This is a genomic window from Streptomyces sp. NPDC001410 (genome assembly GCF_042895235.1).
GTDB lineage: Bacteria > Actinomycetota > Actinomycetes > Streptomycetales > Streptomycetaceae > Streptomyces.
On the sequence record NZ_JBIAWE010000001.1, the window covers coordinates 787,938 to 805,737 of the forward strand.

The 17,800-nt window shown below is 70.8% G+C and carries 10 protein-coding genes; 3 read left to right on the forward strand and 7 right to left on the reverse strand.

The window, feature by feature from the left end:
* Nucleotides 1–69: 69 nt before the first annotated feature.
* The 3 genes from ACFY3C_RS03460 to ACFY3C_RS03470 all read left to right on the forward strand — a co-directional run bounded on the left by ACFY3C_RS03460 (nucleotide 70) and on the right by ACFY3C_RS03470 (nucleotide 3,310).
* Nucleotides 70–927, forward strand: a complete 858-nt coding sequence (locus tag ACFY3C_RS03460) for a DUF4097 domain-containing protein (RefSeq protein ID WP_386577716.1) — start codon at nucleotides 70–72, stop codon at nucleotides 925–927.
* Nucleotides 928–1,174: 247 nt separating this feature from the next.
* Nucleotides 1,175–2,041: a dimethylargininase gene (ddaH, locus tag ACFY3C_RS03465; RefSeq protein WP_386577715.1), complete on the forward strand. Its 867-nt coding sequence runs from the start codon at nucleotides 1,175–1,177 to the stop codon at nucleotides 2,039–2,041.
* A gap of 36 nt (nucleotides 2,042–2,077) precedes the next feature.
* Nucleotides 2,078–3,310, forward strand: a complete 1,233-nt coding sequence (locus ACFY3C_RS03470; protein ID WP_386577714.1) for a cytochrome P450 — start codon at nucleotides 2,078–2,080, stop codon at nucleotides 3,308–3,310.
* A gap of 94 nt (nucleotides 3,311–3,404) precedes the next feature.
* Here the strand turns inward: ACFY3C_RS03470 and ACFY3C_RS03475 are convergent, their stop codons facing one another.
* The 7 genes from ACFY3C_RS03475 to ACFY3C_RS03505 all read right to left on the reverse strand — a co-directional run.
* The gene (locus ACFY3C_RS03475) at nucleotides 3,405–6,191 is read right to left on the reverse strand and encodes an amino acid adenylation domain-containing protein (RefSeq protein ID WP_386577713.1); all 2,787 of its coding nucleotides are present in this window, start codon (nucleotides 6,189–6,191) and stop codon (nucleotides 3,405–3,407) included.
* 27 nt (nucleotides 6,192–6,218) lie between these two features.
* A complete protein-coding gene (locus ACFY3C_RS03480) occupies nucleotides 6,219–7,043 on the reverse strand; it encodes an SDR family oxidoreductase (protein WP_390769523.1) in 825 nt (274 codons plus the stop codon).
* A gap of 43 nt (nucleotides 7,044–7,086) precedes the next feature.
* A complete protein-coding gene (locus ACFY3C_RS03485; protein WP_386577711.1) occupies nucleotides 7,087–7,791 on the reverse strand; it encodes a thioesterase II family protein in 705 nt (234 codons plus the stop codon).
* A gap of 7 nt (nucleotides 7,792–7,798) precedes the next feature.
* Nucleotides 7,799–8,041, reverse strand: a complete 243-nt coding sequence (locus ACFY3C_RS03490) for an MbtH family protein (RefSeq protein ID WP_386577710.1) — start codon at nucleotides 8,039–8,041, stop codon at nucleotides 7,799–7,801.
* A 40-nt stretch (nucleotides 8,042–8,081) separates the two neighbouring features.
* On the reverse strand, nucleotides 8,082–9,380 hold the full coding sequence (locus ACFY3C_RS03495; protein WP_390769524.1) for a lysine N(6)-hydroxylase/L-ornithine N(5)-oxygenase family protein: 1,299 nt from the start codon (nucleotides 9,378–9,380) through the stop codon (nucleotides 8,082–8,084).
* Nucleotides 9,381–9,412: 32 nt separating this feature from the next.
* Nucleotides 9,413–13,273, reverse strand: a complete 3,861-nt coding sequence (locus ACFY3C_RS03500; RefSeq protein WP_390769525.1) for an amino acid adenylation domain-containing protein — start codon at nucleotides 13,271–13,273, stop codon at nucleotides 9,413–9,415.
* 8 nt (nucleotides 13,274–13,281) lie between these two features.
* On the reverse strand, nucleotides 13,282–17,800 hold a 4,519-nt coding region (locus ACFY3C_RS03505; protein WP_390769526.1), incomplete at its 5' end, for an amino acid adenylation domain-containing protein.

Sequence of the window (17,800 nt, forward strand, 5' to 3'; positions counted from 1 at the left end):
CGTCAGCCGTCGGGGTCCTCCACCATCGATCGCATCAGCAGGCGCGTCACCGACGGGAGCTCCACAGCCATGCCCACTTTCGACACTCCGAAGCCCATCCTCGCCTCCGTGGAAATGGACGGGGCGGTCGTCCGGTTCCTCGCCGAGGACCGCCGGGACACCGTCGTCGGCGTCCAGCCGGTCGACAGGTCCCGGGATCTCGACGTACGCATCGCCAGGCAGACAAAGGTCTCCTTCGCCGACGGACAGCTGAGGGTCAAGGCGCCCAAGCAGTACCCGGTGTTCAGCCGCGGCGGCAACGTCGAGATCACCATCGCACTGCCGGCCGACTCCCAGATCGAGGCCTCGGTCAACTGGGGAGACCTCGTTGCTGAAGGGCGGCTCGGCGAATGCCGGGTCAAGGCCGCCTCCGGCTCGATCCACATGGACGAGGCGGGCCCGGTGTGGCTGACCGCCAACTCCGGGGACATCACCGTCGGTCGTGCGGTCGGGCACACCGAAGCGGCCACCAGCTCCGGCAATCTGCGCTTCCACTCGATCGACGGCCCCGCGGTGCTGAAGAACACCCACGGTGCCACCACGGTCACCGACGTCACCGGCAGCCTCACCGTCATAGGCGCCACCGGCGACATCACCGTCGAGCGGGCCCATGCCTCAGTCAGCGCCAAGGCGACCCACGGCCGTCTGCGCATCGGCGAGGTGGCACGCGGCACGGTCGTGCTGGAGTCCAGCACCGGCAGCATCGAGATCGGTGTTCGCGAGGGCACGGGCGCCTACCTCAACGTCAGTTCCACCGACGGCCGCGTCCACAACACGCTTGCCGCGACCGAGGCGCCCGGCGACGCCGAGGACACCGTCGAGGTACGCGCCCGCACCAAGTACGGCCAGATCGACATCCGCCGCGCCCGGTCCACGTACCCGAACTGACGGGACCGAGGGGCCATCGGGGTGCGGCCCGAAGAAATTCCGCTTCGGTGCGGTGAGTTCGCCTTTTCGTCGCGGTGTCCCGCCGGCGGGACACCGCGGAGCCGGCTCACTTGTGGCCGGCGGGCCGCCCTGCCCATGCTGTTCTCCGGCCCCCGACACGGCAATCCGCATATGCACGCCTTTACCGGTTCCGCCGAATTCCCCTGTGCCGCTGGGAACATCCGCAGTCGAGACGAAGGGATCCGCAGTGCCGAGGCAACCACAGAATCGAGTCCCCACGGACATCCGTACTGCCCGGCCACGGCATTATCTGATGTGCCGGCCGACCTACTTCGACGTGACCTACTCGATCAACCCGTGGATGAACCCCGACAAGCCCACGTCGGCCGACCTGGCCCTGTCCCAGTGGAAGCGGCTGCACGACCTGCTGGTGGGCCTCGGCCACACCGTGGACCTGGTCGAGCCCGAGCCCGGGCTGCCCGACATGGTGTTCGCGGCCAACGGCGCGACCGTCGTGGACGGCAGGGTGCTGGTCGCCCTCTTCCGGCACGGGCAGCGGGCCGACGAGGCCAGGACGTACCTGGACTGGTTTCCGCGCCACGGCTACCGGGACGTGCGGCAGGCCGACTTCCACGGTGAGGGCGAGGGCGACTTCCTGACCGTGGGCGACACCGTCCTCGCGGGCACCGGCTTCCGCACGGAGCCGCGGGCGCACGAGGAGGCGGCCGCGTACTTCGGCCGGACCGTTCTCGGCCTGAAGCTGGTCGACCCGCGCTTCTACCATCTGGACACGGCGCTCGCCGTGCTCGGCGACGAAGAGATCATGTACTACCCGGGCGCCTTCGCGCCTCAGAGCCGTGCGCTGCTCGAGGAGCGCTTCCCGGACGCGATCCTCGCCACGGAGGCGGACGCTGCCGTCTTCGGCCTCAACGCGGTCTCCGACGGCCGGAACGTGGTTCTCGCACAGGAGGCCGTGCGTCTGGCGGAGCTGCTTCAGGAGCGCGGCTACCGGACCTTCGGTGCCGACATCTCCGAACTGCTCAAGGCCGGCGGCGGAGTGAAGTGCTGCGTCCTGGAGCTGCGTTCCGGACCGTCCACCACGGCATCCGTCTGAACCCCACACCATCCGCGCAGAAGGAGACGACGGTATATGGCTGAGCCCATCGTCAGCCTGATGGACCCGGAATTCACCCATGACCCGATCGGCGCCTACGGCCGTCTTCGGGAGAATTCCCCGCTGGTGCGCATAGGGAATCCCGGTGCTCCGCCGGTCTGGCTGGTCACGCGCTGCGAGGACGTGAAAGCGGCGCTGAGCGACCCGCGTTTCGTGACGGACTACAGCAATGTGCCCGGACACCACGGCATGGGAGTCGTCGACCAGATGCTGGCCGTCTACGACCTGCCCGAGGAATTCCGGGAAGAATTCCGTGGATACGCCAACAACATGATGTTCGTGGACGGCAGGGATCACGCGCGGCTGCGCCGCCTGGTCACCCCCGCGTTCGCCGTGCGCCGTATCAAAGCACTGCGTCCGGGCATGGAGGAGATCTCGGCGCAGCTGCTCGACACCCTGGCCGCGAAGGGAGAGGGCGATCTGCTCGAGGAGTACTCCTCACCCCTGACGGGCACCGTCATCTGCGAACTCATCGGCATCGACAAGGCCGACCAGCCGCACATGCGGGGGCTGATGAACGACTACGCGAACGGCGACGTCGTGTCGAGCGCACAGGGCATGGTCGAGTGCGCCAAGGAGCTGATCGCCCGGCGCCGCACCGAGCCGGCCGAGGACATGATCTCCACGCTGGTCCGCACCCGGGACGAGTCCGGTGACCAGCTCAGCGAGGCCGAGATGATCGCGATGGTGCTGCTGCTGGTGTGGGCGGGGCACCACTCCACCTCGCACTTCATCCCGAACGCCGTCCTGACCCTCTTCGACCACCCCGAGCAGCTCGAACGGCTGCGCGCCGCCCCCGAGTTCCTGCCGCACGCCATCGACGAGCTGATGCGGCTGGCGAACCCCGTGCCGCTCGCCAGCCCCCGCTACGCCACCGAGGACGTGGAGTTCGCCGGCGTGCAGGTCCGCCGCGGCGAGGCCCTGACGGGTTCGTACCTGTCGGCCAACTACGATCCGCGGGTCTTTCCGGATCCGGAACGCTGCGACCTCGGGCGCGAGATGAAGCGCGGCCAGGGCCATGTGAGTTTCGGTGCCGGACCGCACTACTGCGTCGGGGCGGCGCTGGCCAAGCTGGAGAGCGAGGTCGCCCTGGGCGATCTGCTGCTGAACCGGGACGGCCTGGAACTCGCCGTGAAGCGCGAGGAGTTGGAGTACACCGACTCCACGCTCGGAGTGCATCTGCTCGCCAGGCTTCCGGTGCGCCTGTAGACGCAGGGCCCGGCAGGGACACGAAGAGGCCCGCCACCGCAGCACGGTGGTGGGCCTGTTCGTGTTCCTGCTTCGTGTCCCTGCCGAGACGCGGTCAGGACCGCAGGGCGTCGGCGAGCCCGCGCACCGTCGGGTTCAGGTACAGCGTGCGCGGATGCAGTGCGGGAAGGCCCCGCTCCCGCATCACCGCGGCCATGCGGACCGCGAGCAGGGAGTTCCCGCCGAGCCGGAAGAAGTCGTCGAAGGGTTGCACCGAGACGCCGAAGAGCTGCCCCCAGACGTCGAGCAGGTCGTCGCACAGTTCGTCGCCGGTCCACCGCCGCGCGTCGTCCGGTGCGCTCGCCGCGGTCGTCGCGTCCGGTGTCGGCAGGGCTGCCAGGTCCACCTTGCCGTTGGCGGTCGTCGGCAGGGACGGCAGCGCGGTGATGGTGGCCGGCAGCATGTACTCGGGGAGCATGCGGGCCGCCCGGTCACGCAGCCCCGTCGTGCTGCCCTCGGTCAGGACCACGTAGGCGTCCAGCCGGCCGGTGGCGGCGTCGGCCGGATCCTCCTGGCGCAGTACGACGACGGCCGCGGCCACGCCGGGGCTCTCGGCGAGCACCGAACGGATCTCGTCCAGCTCGATGCGGAATCCGCGCAGTTTGATCTGGTTGTCGATCCGGCCGAGGTGCTCCAGCCTGCCGTCGGGCCGCAGCCTGCCGCGGTCACCGGTGCGGTAGATGCGCCCGCCGGTGAACGGGTCGGGCAGGAACCGCTCGGCGGTCAGCTCCGGCCGCCGGAGATACCCCAGCGCGACCCCGGCCCCGCCGACGTAGATCTCGCCGGCGACACCCAAGGGCACCGGTGCCCGGTGCTTGTCGAGAACGCAGAGATACCAGCCGGGCAGCGGCCGGCCCACCGACCTGGAGGCCGTGAGGGCCAGTTCCCGCGTGATGGTCTCGGCGGTGACATGCACCGTGGTCTCGGTGATGCCGAACATGTTCACGAGCCGGCAGCGGGACTCCGGGTAGCGGTCGAGCCACGGCAGCAGCGGCCGGGTGTCGAGCGGCTCGCCGCCGAAGATCACCAGCCGGACCGCAAGCCCCGCGGCGTGCGCCCGGTCGGCCTCCATCAGCTGGGCGAAGCCCGACGGGGTCTGGTTGAGCACGGTGACCTGCCGGGCCAGCAGCAGGTCGCGGAACTGTTCCGGGGACCGGGAGACCCAGTACGGCACGACCACGAGATGCCCGCCGGTCAGGAGGCACCCCCAGATCTCCCAGACGGAGAAGTCGAAGGCGACGGAGTGGAAGAACGTCCACACGTCGGCAGCGCTCAGCTCGAAATCCTCGCGGGTGGCGTCGAGCAGACCTACGACATTGGTGTGCGGGACGAGCACGCCCTTGGGCCTCCCGGTGGAGCCCGAGGTGTAGATGACATAGGCCGGACCGGCTGCGCCGGTGGTGCTGGGCGGTGGCCCGTCACCCCCGCGCGCGCCACGTTCCGCGAGGTGGGCGGGGGTGACCTGGCGGACCTTCTCGTCGGGGACCGGGAAGTCGGTGAGCGTGGTGACCACCACACCGAGCCCGGAGTTCGTCACCGTGTAGGCGAGCCGTTCGGCCGGGTAGGCGGGATCCAGCGGCACGTACACCGCGCCCGCCTTGAGCACTCCGAGCAGCACCGCCACCAGTTCCGCGGACCGCTCCAGGCAGACCCCCACCAGGTCGCCGTCGCCAACGCCCGCCTCGCGCAGACCGTGGGCGAGACGGTCGGCCCACTGGTCGAGACCGCGGTAGGTGACCTGGATGGCCTCGTCCGACAGCGCGACCGCGTCGGGCTGTGCTGCGGCCCGCTCGGCGAAGACCTCGTCGATGCGCCGCGCCGTGCTCTCCAGTTCCCGCGCGGGGCGCCCGAGGGCGAGCACCTGCTCCCGCTCGGGCCCGCGCAGCAGCTTGGCGGCGGCGGCCGGCAGCCACGGTTTCTCGCTGACCTGGCGGTGCACCTCGACGAGATGCCGTACGAACTGGTTGGCGATCGCCGGCCGTACGATCCGCGGACGGGAGTGGCAGCGCAGGTCGAGCGCTCCGGCCGGGGTCCTTGTCAGGGTGATCGTGAGGGGGAACGGGGGCGCCAGGAACGGTATGTACTCGGTCTCTTCCTCGGCCCGGTCCAGGTCGAAGACGATCCCGGCGGTCACGGGGTGCGCCGTCGCGGGCGGGTCGGCGGTGAGGCGGTCCCGGAACCAGGCGGTGCCCTCGCCGAGCGTGGTGATCCCGTCCGGCTCGGCCCGCACCAGCACGGGTTCCTCGTCCTTGCGGGCGCCGAGGGCGGCCACGACCGGCCGCTCGCGCGGCTCGTAGCGGGCGAGCAGGACGGTGAGCGCGGCCAGCCAGGCGGCCGGTTCATCGGCCCCGTCCCCGGGTGGTCCGATCCGTTCCTCGACCCATTCCTCTCCGAAGTCGGGATCGCCGAGACCCCACGCGGGCTCCGCCTCCTCGATCCCGGTCCCGCGGACGTCGGCATCGCCCCGCTCCGGCACCGCGGTGCCGTCGCCGAGCACCGCGCGGGCCAGGGCGTGGAGGGAACGCCGACCGAACACCGCGCGATGGGCCACGAGGAGCAGGTCGGCCTCGCCACCGGTGTACCCGAGCAGAACCGCGCGCAGGCCGAACCGGGCGGCTGCCGGCCGGGCCAGTTCACGCGCCCGGCGGCGGACGGCCTCCGGATCGTCGCGGGCCGACGGAACGTCCTCGACCCAGAGGCGGGCTCTGCCCTCGAACGCGGCCAGGCGCCGGGCGAGCGGTTCCGGGTCGGCCGGGCGTGCCAGCCGTACCCGCAGCGCGTGGCAGTCACGCGCCTCGTCCCCGCGCACCCGGTCCCGGCGGTGATGTGTCCTGAGCACCATCTCTCCCTGCGATTGGCGAATCCGCGCTCAGCGTGCGGTGAATCCGCCGTCTACGGTGACAACGGACCCCGTGACCTGCCGGGATTCATCGGAGGCCAGCCAGAGGGCGGCCGCTGCGACGTCCTCCGGTTCCACGAGGGCGTTCATGGGCTGCGACTGGAGGAAGGTCTCCTCGTGCTCGGCGACCGGGACGTCCAAAGACCTCGCGATCTCCGAGAGCATCCGCCCCTCCGCCCCGAAGTCGTCCCGGACCGAGCCGGGGCACAGCGCGTTGACCCGGACCTTCATCGGGGCGTAGTCGAGGGCCGCGGCCTTGCTGAGGCCGACCACACCGTGCTTGGCGGCGACGTACCCGGCGAAGTGCCGATAGCCGACCAGGCCCGCGGTGGAGGCTACGTTGACGATGCTTCCGGCGCGCTGTTCGGTCATGATCCGCCCGACCGCCCGGGTCATCCGCCAGGCGCCGGACAGATCGACGTCGATCATGAGCTGCCACTCGGCCTCGGTGATCTCGTGGGTCGTCCGGCCCGAGGGGGCGGCGATGCCCGCGTTGTTCACCAGCACGTCGATGCGGCCGAGACGTTCGTGCGCCTCGTCGACGACGTGCTGCACGGCGTCGAGGTCGCGGACGTCCGCCTGCCGGGTGAGCACGGTGACGCCGTGCTTGCGGCACAGCTCGGCGGTGTGCGCCAACTGTCCGGCGGAGCCCAGCGGGTAGGGCACACCGGGGATGTCGTCGGCGATGTCGAGGAGGACGAGGTCGGCGCCCTCCTCGGCGAAGACGGTGGCGCAGGTCCGTCCGACACCGCGTGCGGCACCGGTGATGACGGCGGTCCTTCCGGCCAGGCGCATGGCTCCCCTCCTTGGTGGACGGCGTTCCTTCGAGCCCGGCCGCTCATGTCCGGGTGACCTCGTCCTCGATCAGCCGCAGCAGCCCGGCCGTGTCCTCGGTCAGGTACATGTGACCGCCGTCCACCTCGACGAGCGTGAACGTGCTGCTGGTGGCCTTGCTCCACTCCCCCGTCTGCTCGCCGGTGACGAGTTCGTCGCCACGGGCCCGCAGGGCGGTGATCGGCGCCGGCAGCGGCCGGTCCGTGCTGGGGGTGTAGTTCTCGTGCATCTCCACGTCGGCCCGCAGCACCGGCAGGATCAGCTCGCGCATCTCCTCGTTCTCCAGGGCGTCGTGGCGGTATCCGGCGAACTCCCGGACCCGGTCCAGGAACTGCTCGTCGTCCAGCCCGGTGGCCTGGACGGGGCGCCTGGTCCATGGGCCGGGTGAACCGCTGACGAAGAGGCGGACGACCTCGATGCCGGGACGGGCGGCCAGCAGATGGGCGAGTTCGTAGGCCAGGACGGCCCCCAGGCTGTGGCCGAAGAGCGCCACGCGGTCCGCATCGCCGATCTCCTCGACGATCTCGGGCAGCAGCCCGGCGGCGGCCTGCGCGGCGTCGCGGTACGGCTCCTCGACGAGCTTCCATTCGCGGCCCGGCGGCTGCACCGCCACGATCCGCAGCTTCTCGCCGGCCAGGGCTTCCCACGGGTGGAAGAAGGAGGCCCCCGCTCCGGCGAACGGCACGCACACCAGAGGTATGGCTCGCATCGGCTGCTCAGGCTCCCTGGGCGCCGGCGGTCGCGGCATCGGCGGCCATGGCCTCGCGCAGGCTCCTGGGCCGGATGTCGGGCCAGTTCTGCTCGACGTACTCCAGGGCCGACGCGCGGTCGGACTCTCCGAAGACGATGCGCCAGCCGGCCGGCACCTCGGCGAAGGTGGGCCACAGGGAGTGCTGCTCCTCGTCGTTCGCCAGGATGTAGAAGCGGCCGTCGGTGTCGTCGAACGGGTTGGTGCTCATGGTGGCAATCCCTTTCGGGTCGAAGTTCGTCGGGGCTTTGCTACTTGCGGCGGTCCAGCAGCGACGCCACGATCTCGCCGCTGCGCACGGCGAGGTTCGACAGCAGCGAGGACGTCAGACCGTGCGTGTGTTCCGTGCCGCCCTGCAGATAGATGCCGCAGCGCAGTTCGGGTGCCGTGGCGATCCGGTAGTCACGTTCGACGCGGTAGCGTCCCCGGGCGTCGCGCAGGCACAGCGAGTCGAGTTCGCCGAGGATCGGGGCGGGGTTCATCGGGTCGTAGCCGGTGGCGCAGACCAGGACGTCCACGTCGAGTTCGCGGGTCTCCTCGGTCGCGACCGACATGACGGTGACGCGGGTCTCGTCCGCGGCGCGCTTGACGCCGCAGACCCGGGACAGGTTGAGGAACTCGATCCGGTTGCGGCCCGCCACCTCGTCGCCGTAGACCCGTTCGTGCAGGCCCTTGATGACCTCGTCGTCGACGACCGAGTAGTTGGTGTTCCTGTGGTGCTGCCAGATGACGTCCCTGGAACGTTCGGAGCCGTAGTAGTAGTCGTCCACGGCGGACGGGTCGAAGACCCGGTTGGCGAACGGGGTGTTGTCCGCGAGCGCGTAGCCGTACGGCGGGAGGATCGCCGTGATGGACGCGTCGGGCAGGGCGTCGTGCAGGTACCTGACGACTTCGGCAGCGCTCTGGCCCGCCCCGACGACCGCCACCCGGTTCAGCTCGCCGGGGTTCCAGGCCGTGAACCGGTCCAGGAACTCCGAGCTGTGCCAGACCCGTTCGTCGCGCTGCACTCCGGCGGGCATGCGGGGCACGAGCCCGGTCGATATCACGATGTTGTGCGCGGTGAGCACCCTGGTGCCGCCCGGGAGCGAGTCCCCGCGCACCTCGACCTCCAGGTGCTCGATCGCTTCGCCGCGCCGGCCCGACGCGGGCAGCCGGATCTGCGTGATCTCCGCGCCGTAGGTGACCTGGTGGGCCAGTTTCGCCTCCGCCCATTCCAGGTAGTCGTGGAACTCCTGGCGAGTGGCGAAGAAGTCCTGGTTGTTCACGAACTGGGGCAGCCGGCCCATCGCGTGCAGATACGACACGAAGCTGAACGGCGATGCCGGATTGCGGAAGGTGACGAGGTCTTTCAGGAACGAGATCTGCATCTTCGCACCCGGAAGCAGCATTCCCCGGTGCCACCCGAGCTGCGGCTTCCGCTCGAAGAAGGCGGCGGTCGGCCGGGGCGTGCCGCCTTCCCGGCATTCCTGAAGGGCGACGGCGAGCGACAGGTTGGCCGGCCCGAAACCTGCTCCCACGACGTCGTACGTCATGGTGTCACTGCTTTCCATGGAGGTCTCCCCGGAAGTGGTGGGCATCGCGGCTATTTCCCTTCACCGAGTTCGCTGTTGATGACGGCGCAGACCTCGGCCACGGGGTCGGGCATGTTCATCTCGAGGTGGGTGCTCTGCACGTCGTGTTCCGTCACACCGCCCAGAACGTGCTTCTCCCACAGGGGCGCGAAAGACTCCTTCCGTTCGTCGAGGGCGGCCTGGAAGTAGAGCGCGCGGCCGGTGAAGACGGGCGACGCGAATCCCTTCATGACCGCCATGTTGTTGGCGAGCACCTTGGTGGCCGCCGTCAGCAGCCGCTCGTGCTCGGCAGGATCCGCGAAACGGCTGATGTACTCCTCCAGGGCGGCACGGGCGTCCATGTGGGCCACGTCGTCCTGCGCCGCGAAGACGCTGCCCGTCGGAGAGTCGAGGAGGGCGAGCAGCGCCACCGCGTGGCCGCGCCGCTCGAGTTCGGCCGCGAGGCTGTGGGCGATGGTGCCGCCGTAGGACCAGCCGAGCAGATGGAAGGGGCCGTCGGGCTGGAACGCCAGCATCTGCTCGATGTAGTCGGTGACCATCTCGTCGACGGACGAGGGGAGTTCGGCAGTGCCGTCGTAGCCGCGTGCCTGGATGCCGTAGACGGGCCGGTCCTTGAAGTGGGGCGTGAAGCCGAGGTAGGACCAGCTGAGGCCGCCGCCCGGATGGATGCACCACAGCGGCGGCCGGGTGCCCTCGGTCTGGAACTTCAGCACCACCGCGAAGGGGTCGTCCAGCTCGTCGGGGATGCTGTTGGGGATCAGACGCGCCGCGAGCTGGGCGACCGTGGGGGCGCGGAACACCGACCGGATGGCGAGGTCGATGCCGAACTCCTGCCGGATGCGCCCGATGAGGCCGGCGGCCAGCAGCGAGTGGCCGCCCAGGGCGAAGAAGTCGTCGTCGATGCCGACGCCGGGCAGGCCCAGCACCTCCGCGAACATCTCGCAGAGGATCTCCTCGCGCCGGTTGCGCGGCCGGTTGCCGCCGGCCGTCTCGGTGTACCGGGGCAGCGGCAGGGACCGGCGGTCCAGCTTTCCGCTGGAGGTCAGGGGGATCTCCGCGAGGGGGATCACCGCGGACGGCACCATGTACTCCGGCAGCCGCGCGGCGACGTGCTCACGGAGCCGGGTGGCCAGCGAGTCGGTGTCCGCTCCGTCCTGCACGTCACCGCTGTCCTGCTCGTCACCGCTGTCCTGGGTGTCCCGGCCGTCCGTCACCACGTACGCCACCAGGCGCTGGTCTCCGGGCCGGTCCTCGCGGGCCACCACGACCGCCTGGTCCACCGCCGGGTGCGAGGCCAGCACCGACTCGATCTCGCCCAGCTCGATCCGGAAGCCGCGCACCTTCACCTGGAAGTCGGCACGGCCCACGTAGTCGAGCACACCGTCACGCCGCCAGCGCACCAGGTCGCCCGTGCGGTACATCCGCGTACCCGCGCCGAACGGATCGGCCACGAACCGCTCCGCGGACAGCCCCGGCCGGTTCAGGTACCCACGCGCCAGGCCCGCGCCCGCCAGGTACAGCTCGCCCACCACACCGGGGGCGACCGGACGCAGCGCACCGTCCAGCACGTACACCTGGGTGTTCCAGATCGGCGCGCCGATCGGCACGCTGGTGGCGCCCTCCTCGGGACGGTGCTGCCACGCGGTCACCTCGACGGCCGCCTCGGTGGGCCCGTAGAGGTTGTGCAGTTCGGTGTACGGCAGCACGGCGGCGAAGCGGTTTGCGAGGTCCACGGGCAGCGCCTCCCCGGCGGCTTCCACCCGGCGCAGCCCGGTGCAGCCGCTCGCGGCGGGCTCGGCGACGAACGCGGCCAGCAGGGACGGGACCATGTTGATCTCGGAGACGTCCTGCTCCTGGATCAGCCGCGCGAGGTAGGCGGGATCGCGGTGCCCGTCGGGGCGGGGGATCACGATGGCCGAGCCGACCTGCAGCGGCCAGAACAGCTCCGGGACCGAGACGTCGAATCCCACGGACGTGTTCAGCATCATCCGGTCGCTGTCGAGGAGTCCGTACCGGTCGTGGCCCCAGGCGATGCGGTTCATGATCGAGCGGTGCGAGACGACGACGCCCTTGGGGCCACCCGTCGATCCGGAGGTGTAGATGACGTAGGCGGCATGGTCCGGCGTCACCGCAACGTCCGGGTTCGTGGCCAAACTGCCGGAGGTGTCGGGCAGTTCGGTGAGCGTCAGCAGCGGTGCGGCGTCCGCGAGGAGGTGGGCGACCCGGTCCTCGGGCACGTCGGTCTCGATCGGCAGGTATGCGGCCCCGGACTTGACGACGCCGTAGATGGCGGTGACCAGGTCGAAGGAGCGAGGCAGCCGGACGGCGACGATCCGCTCGGGGCCGGCGCCCCGCTCGATCAGCCAGTGCGCGAGCCGGTTGGCGCGCTCGTTCAGCTCCCGGTAGCCGAGTGTCTCCCCCTCGAAGACGAGGGCGGGCCGGTCGGGGGTGCGCTCGACCTGCTCCTCGAAGGCCACGCCGAGGGTCCGCGCCGGCACCTCGTGGGCGGTGGCGTTCCACTCGGTGACGACCCGCTCCCGCTCCCCCGGCTCCAGGACGTCCACCGCGCCCACGCGGATCCGCGGGTCCTGGACGACCTGCCGCAGCAGCCGCTGGAACCGGCCCACGAGCCGCTCCACCGTCTCCCGGTCGAACAGTTCGGTGGCATACTCGAGGCTGCCCCAGGCTCCCCGCAGTCCCGGGTTGCCCGCCATGTTGAAGAACAGGTCGAACTTGGCGGACTTGGTCAGGGCCGGCTCGACGGCCACCTCGAGACCGGGCATGCCGAAGTCGGCCTCGGTGACGTTGTGCCAGGCGAACATCACCTGGAACAGCGGCTGGTACGCGGTGGAGCGGTCGGGGTTGAGCAGCTCAACCAGCCGCTCGAACGGCACGTCCTGGTTGTCGTACGCGCTCAGCGCCTTCCCGCGCACCTGCTCGACGAGTTCGGTGAAGGCCGGATCGCCCGACAGGTCCGTGCGCAGCACCCAGGTGTTGACGAAGAACCCGACGAGATCGGCCAGGGCTTCCTCGGTGCGGCCCGCGATCGGCGACCCGATGGTCAGGTCGTCGCCGCCGCCGACCTGGTGGAACAGCACGGCGATCGCGGCCTGCAGCACCATCGACACCGTCGCCCCGTGGGCGGTGGCGATCTTCTCCAGGCCGGCCGTCAGGTCGGCGTCCAGGTCGAACTCCACGACGTCGCCACGGTGGCTGGCCATGGGGGGCCGCTGCCGGTCGAGCGGAAGACGCAAGGGCTGCGGGACGCCCGCGAGTTCCTTCTGCCAGTACCTGACCTGACCGGACAGCAGGCTCTCCGGATCGGACTCGTCACCGAGGAGTTCGCGCTGCCACAGCGTGTAGTCGCTGTACTGGATCTCCAGCGGGGTCCACTCGGGTGCGCTGCCCTCCCGGCGCGCGGTGTAGGCGGCCACCAGGTCCCGCGCCATCGGCGCGGTGGACTCGCCGTCGCAGGCGAAGTGATGCGCGACCAGCACGAACACATGCTCCTCGGGGGCGATCCGCAGGATCCGCGCCTGCACGGGTATCTCGTCGGCCAGCCGGAACCGGTAGGTGACCGCCTCGGTGATCGCGGCGCCCTGCTCCTCGGCGGTCACCTCGATGAGCGGGACGTCGAGCGTGACCTGCTCCATCGGAATGATCCGCTGATGGGGCACGCCGTCCTCGTCCTCGGCGACCATCGTGTGCAGCGGCTGATGCCGGCCCACCAGGTCCCTGACCGCTGCCCTCAGGGCCACCACGTCCAGGACGCCCTTCATGCGCAGGACAGCCAGCATGTTGTACGTGGCGGACGGGCCTTCGAGCTGGTGGATGAACCACAGCCGGCGCTGGGCGAACGACAACGGGATCATTTGGCCTCTCACTCCTCGGTCATCTTGCGCAGAAGGGGCCGACGGGACGCGGCCATCGTCTGCGCGAGGCCGGAGAGGTCGGCAACGGTCGGGGACTCGAACAGCACACGGATGGGGATGTCGACGCCGAGTTCGGTGCGGATGCGGCTGATCAGCCGGGTGGCGAGCAGCGAGTGACCGCCCAGGGCGAAGAAGTCATCGTCGATGCCGATCTCGGGCAGCCCGAGCACCTCGGCGAACAGGGCGCACAGCATCTCTTCGCGCCGGTCGCGCGGCCCGCGTCCGGAGGTTGCGGCCTCGGTGTGGTCGGGCGCCGGCAGCGCCCGCCGGTCGAGCTTTCCGTTGGGCGTCCTGGGCAGTTCGGTGACCGCCAGTACGGCGGACGGCACCATGTAGTCCGGAAGCCGCTCTCGCACGTAGCCGCGCAGCCGCGTCGCCAGCGCTCCCACGTCCCGCGTTCCGGACGGATCGTTCGCCAGGGGACGGCCGGTACGGCCGGAGGGGGTGAACCCTCCGCGGACCGCCCGCCCGGCTACCGGGCCGTCGGGCAGCACGATCGCGTCGAAGCATTCCACGGCGTCGGCGGAGCAGGTCGCGATCAAGCCCCAGCCCTGCCGGTCCGCCCACTCCTGGAGGTCCTGCGGGTCCAGGGAGGGACCCGCGGTTCCGGAGCCGGCGACGAGCGACAGGTCGACCGCCGTCGCGAAGTCGCCGCGCAGCCGCGCGTTGGGGATGCCCGCCACCCGCAGCGGTCCGCCGTCGCCGGCCCGGCACTCCTCGGCCAGCCCCTCCAGGTCGTCGACGTCCCGGCCCCAGGAGAGGGTGGGGGCCGCGTGCAGGTCGAGGGTGTCGGCCGGCGCCTTGTGCAACACCACCTCGTAGCGGTACCGGGTGAGTTCGTTGTGGGCTCGGCCGTTCTTGAGCCGGACATCGACCGCCGCCACCGCGTTGGCCTCGGCCCAGACGCTGAACCACTCGGGGTCGACGACGAGTTCCTTCTCCCGCAGCACCGCCTGCTCGACGGCGCCGCGCACTTCGGCCGGGGACGCCTGCGGGCGGGCCGCCGACTGCACCGCGGCCTGGAGAACCTTCAGCGACCCGGCGTGGCGCACGTCGCCGACGACGATCCGGCCGCCCGGGGCGAGCAGGTCCAGTGCGGTCCGCAACACCTGGTCGAGGTACTCGGTGCCGGGGAAGTACTGCACCACGGAGTTGAGGACGACCGTGTCGAAGTAGCCGAGGGGCAGGCCCGTGGCATCGTCGGCGGGCTGGCAGCGCAGCCGCACCCGCCGTCCGTACCCGGCCTCCTCCGCCTGGTGACGCAGCCGCTCGACGGCGGAGGCGGACAGGTCGGTGCCCCAGTACTCGTCGACCTCACCGACCGCCTTCGCCGCCAGCAGACCTGCTCCGACGCCCAGTTCGAGGACCCGGCGCGGGGCGCCGCGCAGGATCTGCGCGACGGCGGCGTCCCGCCACGCGTGCATCTCCGGCAGCGGGATCGGCTCGCCGGTGTAGACCGACGTCCACAGGGCGAAGTCCTCACCCCAGGCCGCGTCCCGGGATTCCTCGTACGCCAGCTCGTAGACCTCGCGCCACTCCTCGACCTGTGCCTGCGCGCCGGCGTCGGAACTCTCGGTGTCCGGCACGACGTACGCCACCAGGCGCTGGTCTCCGGGCCGGTCCTCGCGGGCCACGACAACCGCCTGCCCGACCGCCGGGTGCGAGGCCAGCACCGACTCGATCTCGCCCAGCTCGATCCGGAATCCGCGCACCTTCACCTGGAAGTCGGCACGGCCCACATAGTCGAGCTGTCCGTCGGCCCGCAGGCGTACCAGGTCGCCCGTACGGTACATCCGCGTACCCGTGCCGAACGGATCGGCCACGAACCGCTCCGCCGACAGCCCCGGCCGGTTCAGATACCCGCGTGCCAGACCGTCACCGGCGAGGTACAACTCGCCCACCACACCCGGGGCGACCGGGCGCAACGCGCCGTCCAGTACGTACGCACGGGTGTTGGCCAGGGGCCGGCCGATCGGCGGCGTGCCGGAGCCGGGCAGCACCCGTGAGGCGGTGGACCAGATGGTGGTCTCGGTCGGCCCGTAGACGTTGACGACCTCCCGTGCCTCCTCGCACAGCGTCTCGGCGAGAGCGGCGGGCAGCGCCTCCCCGCCCACCAGGACGCGCAGTCCGCGCGGTCCCTCCGGCCGGTGCGTCACGAGCATCTGCCACAGCGTCGGCGTCGCCTGGACGGCCGTGATGCCACGGCTCTCGATCAGCTCCAGGACGACGGCGGGATCGGTGCCGATCTCCTTCGGGGCGATCACCACGCGGGCGCCGGACAGCAGGGGCAGGAACACCTCCAACGCCGCGATGTCGAAGGCGATCGTGGTCACGGCCAGCAGGCGGTCCTCGGACCGCAACGGGAACTGCTCGCCCATCGAGGCCAGCAGGTTGCCGAGCGCGCCATGGGAGATCACCACGCCCTTCGGCCGTCCGGTGGAACCGGAGGTGTAGATCGCGTAGGCCGCGTTGGCCATCGTCACGCGCGCGGTGTCCGGTCTGGTGTCCGGGTAGCCGCTCAGGTCGGCGGCCAGGACGTCCGGGGCGAGGGTGACCACAGGCCGCGCATCACCGAGTACGTACTCGACGCGGGTCGCCGGGTGGTCCGGGTCGATCGGCACATATGTGCCTCCGGCCTTCAGCACGGCCAACAGGGCGACGACGAGGTCCGCCGACCGCGGCAACGTCACGGCCACCACGGACTCGATCCCCACCCCCTGACGGATCAGATGGTGCGCGAGCCGGTTCGCCCGGGCGTCCACCTCGCCGTAGGAGAGGGAGTCGTCACCGGCGACGACCGCGACCGCGTCCGGAGTGGCGAGGGCCTGCCGTTCGAACAGCTCGACGACCGTCGGGTCCGGGGTGGGCGCGGCCGTGGCGTTGAGGTCGACCAGGAGCCGCTCGCGCTCGTCGGGGGTCAGTACGTCGACGGCGCTCAGCCGCAGTCCGGGATCGGCGACGACCTGGCGCAGGACGCGGGTGAACCGCGCGGCGACGTCGGCCGCCGTCCCGGGCTCGACCACACCCTGCTGGTACTGCAGCGACAGCCGCAGATGGGGCTCGGCGGAGGCGGTCAGCGTGAGGGGGTAGTGGGAACCCGCGAACGGCCGCAGGCCGGTGACCTCGATGTCGGCCGCCGTCGTGGCCCGGCTGATGCCGGACCGGTCCACCGGATACGACTCGAACAGCACCAGGGTGTCGAACAGGGTGCTCATCCCGCTGTCCCGCTGGATGTCCGCGAGAGCGTAGTGGTGGTGGTCGAGGAGGGCGGCCTGCCGGCTCTGGAGGGTGGTGAGGAGGGCGGCGAGGGTCTGTGCGGGAGTGCAGTCGACGCGGACGGGGAGGGTGTTGATGAACATGCCCACCATCTCGTCGACCCCGGGGAGGTCGGCGGGCCGCCCGGAGACGGTGGCGCCGAAGACGACGTCGTTCCGGCCGGTGAGGGCGGACAGCAGGATGGCCCAGGCGCCCTGGACGAGGGTGTTGAGGGTGACGCCGAGTGCCGCGGCACACCGCGACAGGGCACGGGCGTCCTCGATGGGCACCTCCACGTTGCCGAGACCGGACGCGACCATCGGCTCGGTGCGCGGCACGAGGAGCGTCGGCTCCTCGACGCCCGTCATCTCCTCGGCCCAGGCACGGGCGGCCGCTTCCCGGTCGCGGTGGGCGAGCCAGGCGAGGTAGTCGCGGTAGCTGCGGACCCTCGGCAGCCCGTCGTTGTCACCGTCGGAGCCGTAGAGGTGCATCAGGTCGTGCACGATGTGCGGCAGTGACCAGCCGTCGAACAGCACGTGGTGGGCGGTGAGGACGAGTTCGCTGCGTTCGTCTGTCAGGCGGATCAGCGCCAGGCGGAGCAGGGGCGGCCTCTCCGGGTCGAAGTGGACGCTCCGGTCCTCGGCGACGAACTGCTCGAAGACCGCGTCCCGCTCCTCACCGTCCAGGTGCCGCAGATCGAGGAACCGCCACGGCAACTCGACTCTGCCGGGGATCAGTTGAACGAGGTCTCCGGTGGTGTTGGGGGCGAAGGCTGCGCGCAGGTTGGGGTGGCGGTCCAGGAGGGCCTGGCCTGCGGTGCGGAGTCGTTGCGGGTCCACCTGTCCGGCCAGGTGGAAGACCATTTGCATGTGGTACACGTCGAACTCGGCGTCTGCGAGCTTCGCGTGGAAGAGGAGGCCGGACTGGACCTTGGTGAGCGGCCAGACATCGGTCAGGCCGGGGTAGTTGCTCTCCCAGGTGTCGATGTCGGTCTGGGTGGTGGTGAGGAGGGGGAGGTCGGTGGGGGTGAGGCCGCCGGCGCCGGGGGTGGCGGCGTGGTGGGTGAGGGCCTGGAGGGCGGATTGCCAGTGTGCGGCGAGTTCGTTGACGTCGGCGGGGGTCAGGATGTTGGTGGGGTAGGAGAGCAGTGCGGTCAGCTGGGGGCCGTGGTCGGTGTCGGTGACCAGGGCGTTGATCTCCAGTGCGGACATC